At 29.5% G+C, this 13,509-nt stretch carries 7 protein-coding genes; 4 read left to right on the forward strand and 3 right to left on the reverse strand.

Features of this window, described 5'->3' with window-relative positions; translation table 11 throughout:
- Positions 1–107 precede the first annotated feature (107 nt).
- On the reverse strand, positions 108–1,241 hold the full coding sequence (locus tag Q1A15_RS20320) for a response regulator (RefSeq protein ID WP_299628185.1): 1,134 nt from the start codon (positions 1,239–1,241) through the stop codon (positions 108–110).
- Positions 1,242–1,416: 175 nt separating this feature from the next.
- On the opposite strand from Q1A15_RS20320, the gene Q1A15_RS20325 reads away from it, so the two are divergent.
- The 3 genes from Q1A15_RS20325 to Q1A15_RS20335 all read left to right on the forward strand — a co-directional run bounded on the left by Q1A15_RS20325 (position 1,417) and on the right by Q1A15_RS20335 (position 7,281).
- Complete coding sequence (locus Q1A15_RS20325) at positions 1,417–4,509, forward strand: hypothetical protein (RefSeq protein WP_299628187.1); 3,093 nt, start codon at positions 1,417–1,419, stop codon at positions 4,507–4,509.
- A complete protein-coding gene (locus tag Q1A15_RS20330) occupies positions 4,509–5,732 on the forward strand; it encodes a hypothetical protein (RefSeq protein ID WP_299628189.1) in 1,224 nt (407 codons plus the stop codon). The genes Q1A15_RS20325 and Q1A15_RS20330 overlap by 1 nt, the downstream gene beginning before the upstream one ends.
- Positions 5,733–5,799: 67 nt before the next feature.
- Positions 5,800–7,281: a glycoside hydrolase family 2 TIM barrel-domain containing protein gene (locus Q1A15_RS20335; protein ID WP_299628191.1), complete on the forward strand. Its 1,482-nt coding sequence runs from the start codon at positions 5,800–5,802 to the stop codon at positions 7,279–7,281.
- On the opposite strand, the gene Q1A15_RS20340 is transcribed toward Q1A15_RS20335, so the two are convergent.
- Together Q1A15_RS20340 and Q1A15_RS20345 are read right to left on the reverse strand one after the other, a co-directional pair.
- Complete coding sequence (locus tag Q1A15_RS20340) at positions 7,278–8,474, reverse strand: glycosyltransferase (protein WP_299628193.1); 1,197 nt, start codon at positions 8,472–8,474, stop codon at positions 7,278–7,280. The two genes, Q1A15_RS20335 and Q1A15_RS20340, sit on opposite strands and share 4 nt — an antisense overlap.
- Positions 8,475–8,580: 106 nt before the next feature.
- Positions 8,581–9,777, reverse strand: coding sequence for an oligosaccharide flippase family protein (locus Q1A15_RS20345; protein WP_299628202.1), 1,197 nt, complete (start codon positions 9,775–9,777; stop codon positions 8,581–8,583).
- Positions 9,778–10,027: 250 nt separating this feature from the next.
- Here Q1A15_RS20345 and Q1A15_RS20350 point away from each other — a divergent pair, with 250 nt between their 5' ends.
- Positions 10,028–12,016: a tetratricopeptide repeat protein gene (locus Q1A15_RS20350; RefSeq protein ID WP_299628195.1), complete on the forward strand. Its 1,989-nt coding sequence runs from the start codon at positions 10,028–10,030 to the stop codon at positions 12,014–12,016.
- Positions 12,017–13,509 lie beyond the last annotated feature (1,493 nt).

Raw genomic sequence — 13,509 nt, forward strand, 5'->3', positions numbered from 1 at the left:
GTGATGGTTAATAAATAAACTCACCTTCTATATCCCCGACGTGCATGAATAATCTTTCCGAGTTCAATATACAATTAAAAATAGAAACAAAAAAATTAAATTACTGATTATCTGTAATGTGCTGCAATTCTTGTTAGCTGAAATGCTATTTTTAAAGAATCTCTCATGGACAACTTAGAACCATCTGCATGCACCCATCTCTTTAATGGTTGCTCACAAATTAACTGCTTCGTTTCTTCGCCATATTTCTTCTTTAATCTTAAAAACATTTCTACATCGAAAAGCCATCTAGTGATGAACTTTTTCTCAAACAATAATGGTATAACGTCTTTATCTATAATTTTAGCTCCACATTGAGTATCTTTAAACTTCATACCTAAAATCTTTTGGATAACATAATTAATAGTCATACTTATTAATTGTCTTGTAGACTGTTTATTTATGTTAGCCCCCATTCTAGTAATTCTAGAACCACTTACGATTTTATAATTTGAATTTTCGATAGTTTTTACTAGATCATCGAAATCTTTAAAGTCTGTAGATAAATCTGCATCTAAAAAACCTATGTAATCAATTTCTACATTTTTTGCTAAATGTAAAACCCCTTGCCTTACGGCTTCGGCTTTACCTCCATTTTTAGCACAATTGTATACGCTTATATAGTCTTCTTTACCTTCGCTTAATTTATTTAATACCTGTAAAGTATTATCGGTACTTCCATCATTTACAAAACATAAATGATAACCTAAATTTTCGTAAACGAATTTGGTAAACTCATCACTAAGTAATCGATCTTCTTCGTTGTAACAAGGAATTACAACTCCAATACATTTTTCTCTTACTAATCCGTTACTTGAGTGCGAACTTTGCTTTTTTTCTTGTGGGTCTCCGATTAGTTTTTTGACCCTGGCAACAATCTCATTAAGAGACACTGGCTTTTTCATGAAGTCATCGATTCCTAAGCTAAAACCTTTAATTATGGTTTCTTCTTGGGTTTCTCCAGACAAAATCATGACTTTGCTGTTTAAATCGGGGGAATTTTTCACATATTTTGCTATATCTAATCCAGACATATGTCTTAAGTTGATGTCGACAATAACTAAATCTGGATTAATTTTATCAATAAGCTCAACTCCACCTTGACCTGTCTTTGCAGTGTAAACTTCATAGCCTAAATCTGAGAGTTTCTTTTCGACAGATAACAAGACTAGAGTTTGATCGTCAATGGTTACAATTTTCATCTTATTTTATTTGTTTTTGGTTAACAATAACTCAAGAATTAAGTTATTACAATATAACAATTATACTTGTAAAAGTCTGACATTTAATTTATTTTTAGATCAATAACGTTTTTTATTCGACGAATGCTATTTCAAAAGAGCTAACCTTTATTGTATATTTAATCAAAAAAATTATTTGAGTAAGAAGACCAACAAATATTTAATCTCTGCAATTTTAATTGGTATCGCATACCACACCACATGTATATTCTTTACTATTGAATACACGTATGATGCTTTAATTCATTTATTCTTTGCAGATCATTATGCTAACAGTTGGTTTGAGCCGTGGAATTACAGCTGGTATACTGGTTTCACAGTTATGGGATATCCACCGTTAGTTCATCAATCCATTGGTTTTTTCTCTTATATTGGAGGACTCAAATTCGGATTGTTCACTGTTGCCATAATTGCGATACTCTTATTTATTACAGGAACATATCGTTTTTCCTTATTGATGACAGGGAATAGAAAAGTTGCTGGATATGCTGCTATTTTAGCCGTTTTTTCTTCCTGCTTTGCAGAAACACTTCACGTTTTTGGGCAATTACCAAGTATTGTCGGAATTTCTGTTTTAATGCACTCTTTACCTGAAATTTATTTGTGGCTAAAAAAAGGTCAGTATAAATATTTCTTTAAAGCTATTGCTTTAATTTCTGTAACTGTTACTTCTCATCATGTAACTCCTATTTTTGGAATGGTATTCTTTATTTTCCCTTTAATAGGTACTGTAATTATGGATTATGCTGCTGAAGAAGCCGGTAGTTTAAAAAAGGTCAACGTAAAAATATTCATACAAGTATTCATTAAATTATTTAAAAGAATGCTGATGTTTGGATTTACTTCTTTGTTCTTAATTATTGTATGTATTTTACCATATTGGATAAACACAAAGAAAAATCCGATTACACAAGTTCCTATTCCGCATGGATCACGAGACAATTTCTTAGAGGTAACTTCCTCTGGATTGGTATTTTTCTTAATTCCTTGGGGAGTTTTAGTTTTCTTATTTCCATATATATTTTATAGATATTACCACAAGCGTTATATTTTCTTTGGATTATCAATTACCATGCTTACTATTTTAGGAACAGGTGGAACAACACCAATACCTAAAATGCTATTGGGTGATAATGCTTTCAATATTTTAACATTAGACCGTTTTACACTTTGGGCCTCCATAATGTCTGTTCCAATTTTTGGAGAATTTGCATATCGTTTTATAGAAACAGATTTAAAACAATTATATCAAAACACTTTTGGTGCCGTTAATCATCGAATTGTAGGAGGAATATTAGCTTCAGCAATTTTATTCATGTCTATTTTCACTGTTAGTTTAGGATATTTTCGTCCGCTTCAACCTCAGAAAATAAAGATGCTTCCTATTTTAAATTTCTTAAGTCAAGATCAGCATGATCATTGGCGATATTTAACATTAGGATTTGGAGATCAAATTGCTTGGTTAGGAGCGCAAACTGATGCCATGAGTGTAGATGGAAATTATCATTCAGCAAGAAGACTTCCTGAACTTACTACCAGAGCTGTAGAACGTTTGGAAAACTCTAAGTTTAGAGGAATCGAAGGACTCGGATCTTTACAACAGTTTTTAACCGTTCCTGAAAAGTATAATTTAAAATACATCTTTTCAAACGATAAATTTTATGATCCTATACTATACTTTACTGGATGGCAACGATTACGTCAATTAGAAAACGGAATTATGGTTTGGGAACGTTTAGGTGTTCCGCCATTATCAACAATTTTACCTAAAGAAGATGTTCCTAAATTTCAAAAAGTAATGTGGGGAATCATTCCTTTTTCCACAGTGATTTTAACATTGCTTCTTGTAAATATTCAATCTATTGCCGTTAGAGTTTTAAAAATAGGTAGACAAGAACGTTCAGATTATCTAAATTTCAAGATAAAATATAAAAAGTTCTCTAAGTTTATTCTGAAGTTATCTATTGTTTGGGGAATATTTGTTATCGGAGTTATTTGTTTTGGAATGTATCATTTCTATGTAGAAAATAAGACCCAAATTTCTCCAAAAAGTGTTGTAAAAGCTTATTTCGACGCATTAGATTTTAAACGATTCCAACAAGCACATTCCTTTGTTGATCCAGAAAGTAAAATTGAATTAGATCAATACATGCTAGAAATCGCAGTTAATGATGGGTTATTAAGTTCTTATGCAAAACTGAATGATATTCAAGTAGAAATAAAAGATAGAACTAAAAATAGAGCTAAAGCTTTAGTAAACACCAAATGGGTTACTCCGTTAGAAAAAATAGATGTAGAACACTTTTTTGAAGTAATTAAAAGAAATGGAAAATGGTTTGTTAAAATCCCTAAACCGAATACAGATCTTCCTCCAGATCAATTAATGATCACTAATAAAACTTCTTACTTTAATCACGGTAGACGAAGAGTTACAACACAACAAACTTTACATGAAGATGTTTTAAAGCAACCTGTTTTAGAAGTGCTTCAAGCTAGGCTAGTAAAAAAAGGAAAAAGTTATGCTGTTATTGGTACGATTCAGAATGTTGATAATGTGCCTGCTGATGTAGTTATAAAAGCGACTTTATATAATGACTCTTATAAACTTCTTGCTCAATTTAACGCAAAACATCATGTAAAGCATAAATTAATGCCAAAGGAAGCTTCTAATTTTAGAATAGATTTTGAAGGAATTGCATGGTCTAAAACCAAAGACTCTATACCAAAGATTTTTAATCCTGATGAATTTACACCTACAGAATTTGAAGAACAACCTACGCTTTTCAATTTACACTGTGAAGGTAATGTTGCTAAAACAGATTTATACAAAAAAATAAGTTTGAATAACTTACAAGTTGAAAACAATAAGATATACGGAAGTCTTTTTAATACAGGACCAGAAGAAGCAACCATTACACAATTACTCACATCGTATTATAACGAAAAGAAAGAATTAATTTGGGTAGATCATACATATTTACAAGAAAGTGTGAGACAACAACGTCGTCAAAACTTCAATTTTACTCCAGTTAAAATTGATAGTTTGAAAGTAATTTATGATGAATTAGAATATTGTTTTGTTAATGGTTTGCCTAATAAAGAAATAGCTCGAAAAATAGTTCCTGATAGAAAGCACTCACATTTAAGAAATAATCTTATTCGTGTTGATGGAACTAATTTTAAATACATTAAAGTAGAAACAGATAATTATATTGGTAATCCTAATTAATGATAATCAAACAGAAACATATCATATTACAATTACTGTTGGTATTTATTTTCTCTTCATTTAAAGGCATAAATAACGAAGAGGCTGTAAAAGTTACCTTGTTAACTCCTGTAAAACAATCTAGTGCAGATGTGCCTTTGGTATTACAATTTACTTCTACGATAAACGATATTGCATTGTATTGCACAAATTCATACAGTACAACTATATTAAATCCAGAAATTAATAATAATACTTTTTCATTTACAATACCTCAACACATGTCGTATAAAAGAGGCGCATTAACTTGGAAGGTTATTCATAATGACAAAACCTTACTAACAGATGATATTTATATAATTCCTGCAAATCAGAAAGTTGTTATGGAATCTTATGCTGGTCCGCCAAGTATTGTTGCTGGTGGTGTAGATTACTTTATGCTTACTGTTTGTCCGGCCGACCAATTTGACAATCCATTACTTGATGATACTAAAGTTACAATCAACCATCAATTTGAAAGTAGAATTGTTACTTCTGATGAAGAAATTAAAAACTTAACGACTTGGAAAACCATTTTCTCTTATGAAAAATCAGGTAGATTTTTGGTGAATTCAGAATGTAAAGGCACACCTTCTAAAGAAATTACTACAGAAGTGTATCCTAACAATGCCGTAGATTTTAATATCACTGCTACTCGTTTTCACGATTTTGCTGATGGAAATCAAATTGCAAGTTTTAAAACCTCAATTATTAGAGATCAATTTAAAAATATTGTTTGCGACGGTACTCATGTAATTTTTGTTATAAAAAATTCTGACGGGACTTATCTTACTACCTACGGAAATACTATTAATGGAATTGCTACAGGCAAAATGCTTCATCCTGAAAAAGAAGAAACATGGAAAACCTTCGCTTATGTAGACGGAATGGCTGAAAGTGATACCATAACTACAAGGTTTAAAAAACTTTTTGATGATTTTACAACTGAATTTTCTTCTAATAATAGAAAAATTAGAATTGGTCCCATTAAAAGTTTTATGAATCAACTTATTCCTGATGGATTTTACACAAAACTAAATATCGTTAGAAACGATTCAATTATAGATATAAAAGAAGTTCCCACTCGTAAAGGTTATGCTAATTTTTATTTACACCCAGATTATTATAGAAACGACATCTATAATTTTGTTTTAAAAGCTGGTGGTGTAACTAAAAAGTTTAACCAAAAAGAATTAAAAAATTAATATGACTACCAAAAAAAGACACAAAATTCTTCTCGTTTTTCTTTTTGTTTTCCTGAGTTCAATATGTATGTACGGAATTAGTATTGTATTCAACTTTTTGAATACTGGTGCAGATCGAGCTTCAATTTTACATTTACCTATAGAAAGTGTAGATGTATATCTTCCTCGAATAGAATGGACTTCTTTAGAAAACCCTGGGCGTCCGATGGAAGAACAAACATTGAAAGAAATTCAAAAAGATTATTTAAATGCATGGCATATTAAAAATATAGCATATCGAGAAAATAATCCTTATGGAGTTAAAGATTACTATACCGACAGTGTTCAAAAAAATCTTCTTAATACCATAAAATACAATAAAGAAAATAAGGTTTCTGTTGAAACTACTACTTTAGAACACAAACCAAAATTGAACTTTTACAGTGCTGATGGTCAACTAGTAACTTTTACAGATCAAAAAGTTTTAGAATACCAGCGTGTTTTTAAAGATGGAAAATTTGTTTTTGAAACTGAACTGGCTTCTACTTATGAAGTAATGATGCTTTTAGAAGATGGCTTTTGGAGAATACGACATTTGGTAAAAGAATCTAATAATCCTAACCCTGATGAACCTACAAATAACGGTTATGCAACTACAAAAAACGACACTATCTTTTTAGCCCAAAAACCTTTTAAAATGAAAGGTATTAATTACTATCCGCAAGAAACTCCTTGGGATATGTTTGGAAAAAAATTCGATCCAGAAGTTATTCAAGAAGATTTTAAACTTATTCAGCAATTAAATTTAAATACGATACGAATTTTTGTTCAGTATGAAGATTTTGGAAAAGCAAACGTAATTGATGAAAAATTAAAGAAGTTAGAAACTACCATTAATATTGCTAAAGCGCATAATTTAAAAGTGATTGTTACTTTATTTGATTTTTATGGTGATTATGCTGTACAAGACTGGACATTAACACATCGTCACGCAGAAACTATCGTTTCTAGGTTTAAAGATGATACAACTATTATTGCTTGGGATATTAAAAATGAACCTGACTTAGATTTTAAAAACAGAGGAAAACAAAATGTTTTAAAATGGTTAGAATACATGGCTAAGGAAATTAAAAAGTACGATAAAAATCATTTAATAACCGTGGGATGGTCTAACTTTAAAGCAGCGAAAAACTTAACAGATATTGTTGATATTGTTGCCTTTCATCATTTTAATGATAATTTTGAAAATGATCTTAGTGATTTAAAAGAAGTAACCAAAAAACCAATATTAGTTGAGGAATACGGAGTTCCTTCCTATAAAAGTATTTGGAACTTATTTACAGGTGATTCTAAAAATTCTCAAGCAACATATCATAAAAAAATGCAAAACCATTTTACTAAGTATAATGTTTCGCATTTGTCTTGGACCCTTTATGATTTTAAAAATATTCCTTCTGCTGTAGCTGGTAAACTACCTTGGAAAAGAAACAAGCAAAAACACTTTGGGTTTATTGATAAGGATGGGGACAAAAAACCTTCTTACGAATTTATCGCTCCCAAAAAAGATTAAGCATGTTTTACAACTGTTTTTTTCTGTGCTATTTTATCGAAATAATCTAAATACATTTCGGCAATTTCTGACATAGGTAATGAAGCAGCAGCTTTATAATTAGCTTTTGCTAATTCTAATCTATAATCATCGTTTGTTACTACATTTTTTATTGCTGTTGCTAAAGATTCAACATCTTCTGGCTGGAAGAATTCTCCTCTATATCCTTCATCTTGAATTAAATCTGTTAAATCACCTAGATTAGGCATAATTACAGCTTTCCCATAACTTCCTGCCTGATGTAAAACCCCAGAACTTCCTGTTGTTGATGTATATGGAAATACCACAACTGTACTTTCTCCAAAAATAACTGGTACATCTTCCTCAGCAACATAACCGGTAAAATGCAACCCTGGAACATGAGCATATTTTTGTTTCATTTCTTCAATGTAACCTGGTGTATTTGGACTATCAGTTCCTGCAACTACAATTTCTAGATTCTCATCGGTTAATTCTCTCACTCTTTCAACAGCTTCAATCATGACCTCTACCCTTTTATACGTTCCGAACTTACCGAAAGCCATTACTTTTTTTGGCCCTTCTGGTAGATTAAAATCTGGTTCGGGTGGCATTTCAAAAGTTCCGTGTGGTATTAAAACAGCTTTATCTGTTTTGTATTTATTCTTTAAAGTATCTACAAATTTTTGAATTGTTAAAGCTACATAATCAGCCTTCAATAAAAAACGAGTTAATATAGAACCTATTAAATTATATGCTTTTTGAAGTAATCTATTTTTTGTGATACCTGCACTATTTAAATCTACTTGCTCTAAAATATTATGCAATAATACTATAGTTGGTAATCTTTTAATTTTACATAAATACGGTAACATTAAACCTAATGCTGCTGGTATTTTTTTATCTCCAAATTTTAAAAACTGTAAATTGAATAATACAGCATCTGGTTTTGTTTCATTCAAAGCTTTGTTAACAGTTATCATATTTTTATAACTATTAAATTTCCAACAATTTTTGATGGTTATTTTACATCCTTCTTCTTCAAAAACTACATCTTTTTCTGTAACAACCTCATCTGTTAATAATACCAACTCATCTACCCTACCGTTTAGTCTAAACTGTTTTACTAAATGATAACCATACTCATTTAGTGTTACTTTACTCGGGGGAAATGCGGTAACTATAGCTAATTTCATAATTTAAATATATTAAGTGGTACTTAAATTTCTACTTTAATTCATTAAAAAACAATTGGTTTCGACAACAAATACTAAAATGCAGTTCAAATGTAAATTAGTATCGTTAAGCAACTTGTTTTTTGAATGTTTTAAAAAAGAAAAAGAACAATTGTACTATAAGTAAAATTAGCATCGCTATTATTTGTACTACAACAACTTGTTCTAAACTTTCATGAAAGTAAATAATCAGAAGTACTTGAGTTATTCCTAAAACTCCAGTAATGACTACTGGTATATACTGATCTATCGATAAAAAGTAATATGCAAATACATTAGAAATTGCAAAAATAGAAGTGGCCAAAGCATATTTCCATAAAAGAGGCGCAATAGAAACATATGCTTCCCCAAATAAAACATTAACCACAAACTCAGGAAATAAAAAACTTCCTAATACGATAGTAAACGACAATAATGTTATATATCCTACATATTTCAATAATATTGATCCGTGAGGTAAACCTTCCTTTTCTTTGTTCACTACAGCCGGTAATAATAACATTACAAACATCCAAGCAACAAAATAAACCACTCTACCAATTAGAGCTAAAGAAGCATATAAACCTGCGTTATAATTATCGAAATAATGTTTAACTAATAATATATCGCTATTATTAATTATGATCTGCGTACACTCATAAAATGCTGTGAGTATAAAAAACTTTATTACTAATTTCTTTTGCGAATCATTTAGCTTAAAATCCGTTCTAATAGTACTTTTTAATGTGAATGGAAATAAGCTAAACAACAAAGAAATTAATATTCCAATTGCTATTAATACAGATGATTCAGCATTTGTTACGAAGTACAATAATAGTATTGTAACTACCAATCTACTAATCATTTCACCTTGATATGTAATAGATAAATCTACAAACTTTTTCTTCCCTTGAAATACACCTCTATTTACACTCATTAGAAAATAAATAGGTACTCCAATTCCAAAAACAGAAAACATTAACGAAGTACTTGTATTAAAGGTTTGCTGTAAATATTTAGAGCATAGTACAATTATAATTCCTAATATTACTCCTGCTATTAAGGTTCTTTTAGTTACGTATTTTACAAAACTTTTTTCAACTTCATCATCAAAAATCACAGTGTATTTTGCAGTTACGAGCTGAAAAGTCATTGCAATAAAAGAAAGTACAAGTAAAAAAGTAATTAGTATGGCAGCATCAGCAAAAGCTGTTGGTCCTAGCATTCTTCCTACAACTAAATTGTATAAGTAATTACCAGCGTTCACAAACAATGCACTAAGCATAAATATTTGTTCTGGACGAATTGATTTCGGGGGTAGTAATTTCAATTTCATGTATTTACGGCATTCCTAAAATACATAAAAAAAACTTAAAATTTCTATTTTTTTTAGACTGACTGATATGCTTTAGTAAAATATAAAGTATATTTAGATACTGCTTAATTGTAATCACACTTATTATATGAAAGAAAAAATGTCCCTCGCATTACTATTCATTTGCTTAAATTTCTATTTCATCAGTGCTCAAATTGATATGAACAAAGGCTTTAAAATGCTTGAAACTGGTGATTTTAAAAATGCTAAAACTTTTTTTGAAAACGTACTAAAAAAGGAACCCAATAATAAAACTGCAAAAGTTTGTTATGGAAGAGCTTTGGGTTTAACCGGAAGTACCCATGAAGCCACAGGTTTATTCAATGAACTTTTGAAAACGTATCCTAAAGATTTTGAAGTAAAATTAAACTATGCAGAATCTCTGCTTTGGGGAAAGAAATACACAACTGCTAAAGATTATTACGAAGGTTTATTAAAAGAAGATGCTAAAAGCTTTAATGCGCTCTTAGGATATGCAAATACTTTATCGAATCTTAAAGATTACGATAACGCACTTATTTATGTTAATAAAGCATTGGAAGTATCAGTTAAAAATCCGAATGCAATGATTTCTAGAAAATATATTCGGCTAGGTTTAGCTGATAAATTATTCAAAAATGAAAATTATGATGGTGCGTTGGCTATTCTTGATAAAAATTTAGAATATTTTAAAAATGATAAGGAAACTACACAACTGCAAACCAATATTTTTCTTGCAAAAAAAGATTATGAATCTGCAAAAAACAATTACCTCAAAAATAGAGTAACTTTACAAGATTCAATAGTTTCTTTTAATGGTTTAAGTTTAATTGCACATTTAGAAAAGAAAGATCAAAAAGCCTTACAGTTAGCCGAAAACGCTATAACTAAATTACCTAATATTGAAGAAAGTTCACTTACAGAACGCACTAAAGAAAGATATGTTCAGGCATTAATATGGAATAAGAAAAATATTAAAGCTAAAAATGTAATTCAGAAATTATATGACGCATATGGTGAACGCAATTGGATTCACGCTTTAAATGCATCGTTACAAATTTACAGAGGTAATATTGGTGGAAGTATTGGTAATTATCAGAAGATTTTAGATAAAGACCTTTCTTCATTTGATGGAAACTTAGGAATAGCAAATGCATATTTTGCTAATAGTGAATACAAAAAATCTTTAGCAGCAATTAAACAAACTCTAGAAGTTTTCCCTGGTCAGAAAGATGCTTTAGGATTACAAGAAAAATTATTCTTACAATTTACACCTCATCTAAAACAAACCTTCAATTATAGTTTTGATAGTGGAGATAACGTATCTTACAATTCCGATACAAAAATTGAATTCCCTATAAATGCTAGATTAACTTTAACTGGTGGATTGAATTTAAGAGACACCGAAAATCAAAATACTGGAGTATCTACAAGTGCAATAAATTTTAGTGGTGGTTTAAATTATTTATTAATTCCGCGAGTAAAATTCGTTTCTAGTTTCGGTATGAACAAAGTTAGTTCTCAAAACATTAGTTATAATCAGTTTTCTACTAACATAGCTTTTCAAATAAAACCTTTGAATCTTCACAATGTAGAAATAGGTTTCAGTAAACAACTTGAAAATTTTAATGCTGATTTATTAAATAGACAAATCGTAAATGACAACTATTATATCAACTATAATATTAATACGAATTTCAATTTTGGTTGGTTCAATCAGTATTTTTTAACGCAGTTAAGCGATGGAAATCAGCGTAATTTATTTTTTACTTCATTGTATTATAACTTTATATCTTCTCCCGTTTTAAAAGGTGGTTTTAATTATCAATACATCACTTTCGCTCAACAAGTTCCAGCAATATATTTTAGTCCAGAAAAGTTTCAAAACACAGAAATTTTCTTAGAACTTTTAAAAGATGAAAATATAGTAAAACCTAAAAATTGGTTTTATTGGATTAATGGAGCTACGGGTTTACAGTTTATAGATGATAATGATAGCCAGTTCACATACAGACTTCAATCTAAATTAGGTTATAAATTTTCTTCACGTTTTTTATTACATGTATTCGGTCAGCACACCAATATTGCATCTGCTACAGTTGCCGGATTTAAGTTTACAAATATCGGTATTACACTAAAGTGGTACTTTGGTTCAAGTGCTTTAAAATAAGAATCCTCCTACTTTTGAGAGTAAGAGGATTCTATCAACCAAATAAATCTAATTGCTTCTGAGTAGAAGCGGGTTTTTCAAGTAATGAAAAATAAAATCTTATATATTGTTATCTATAATTTTATAGATTGGGAAACTTCTATCTAATTTTAAAAACTGTTCTAAAAAACTTATTTACACTTCAAAAGTAATTCGCTTTTCTAAAATATTCTTTGAAATATCGGTGCGATCTATTTAACTATAGACAAAATACAATTATGAATAGACGAGTTGTTTTTATACTTTAAAAAATGTCAGTTTTGTCTCAATTATTTTCATTAAAAAAGCCTTTTGCAATTTGGGGTTACAAAAGGCTTCATTAATCAACCAAATAAATCTAAAAAACCTTCACTTTATGTAGAAGGGCGTTTTCTATAATGAAAAACTAAAAACTTACATATTGTAATATTTACTACTTACTTACACTTCAAAGATAGCGCTCTTATTCTTTGAAAACCTTTAGAAATCGATGTAAAACCGCTATAAACAGGACAAACACACAAGTAATATCGTTAAGCTGTTTTTGTTTCATTGTTCTTTTTCAGCAAACTGTAAAAAAAAGAAAAAGCCTTTTGCAATTGAGATTTGCAAAAGGCTCTTATTAACCAATCAAATAAATCTAAAAATCCTTCATTTAGATTAGAAGGAATATTCAAATAATGAAAAAAACTGAAAACTTATATATCTTAATATCTACTTCTTTCTTACACTCTAAAGATATAACTCTTGTTTATTCCCCGTTGCTAAAAATCGATGTAAAACACTAATAAACAAGATAAATAAACCTGTAAAACCGTTAAACTGCAATACTCTTCATTTTCTATAATAAACCTCTTTAAAAATGAAAAAGCCTTTTGTAATTGGGGTTACAAAAGGCTCCTATTAACCAATCAAATAAATCTAAAATCCTTCACTTAGACTAGAAGGAATATTCAAATAATGAAAAAACTGAAAACTTATATATTTTAATATTTACTTCTTTCTTACACTTCAAATATACTATACTTCTTTATCGAAATCTGTTATAAATCGACGTAAACCACTAATAAACAAGATTAAAAACCATTAAAATACGTTAAACTGTTTTATAATGATAACTTCAAAAAAACGTGACTGTAAAAAAAGGAAAAGCCTTTTGCAATTAGGGGTTTGCAAAAGGCTCTTACTTATTAACCAAATAAACTTAAAAATTGTTCTTAACACTAAAATTGAAAACTTACATAGTGCAATACTTACTACTTACTTACACTTCAAAGATAGGACTCTTATTCCTTGAAAGCCTTTAGAAATCGATGTCAAACATACCTCTGATGATTAGAAGGCAAATAAATACGTTAAAATGATTCTCCTACAATTCATCGATACTAAAAACTCATAAAAAAGAAAAAACCTTTTGCAATTAGGGGTTTGCAAAAGGCTCTTACTTATTAACCAAATAAACTTAAAAACTGTTC

This window comes from uncultured Tenacibaculum sp. (assembly GCF_947495995.1).
Taxonomy (GTDB): Bacteria; Bacteroidota; Bacteroidia; order Flavobacteriales; family Flavobacteriaceae; genus Polaribacter.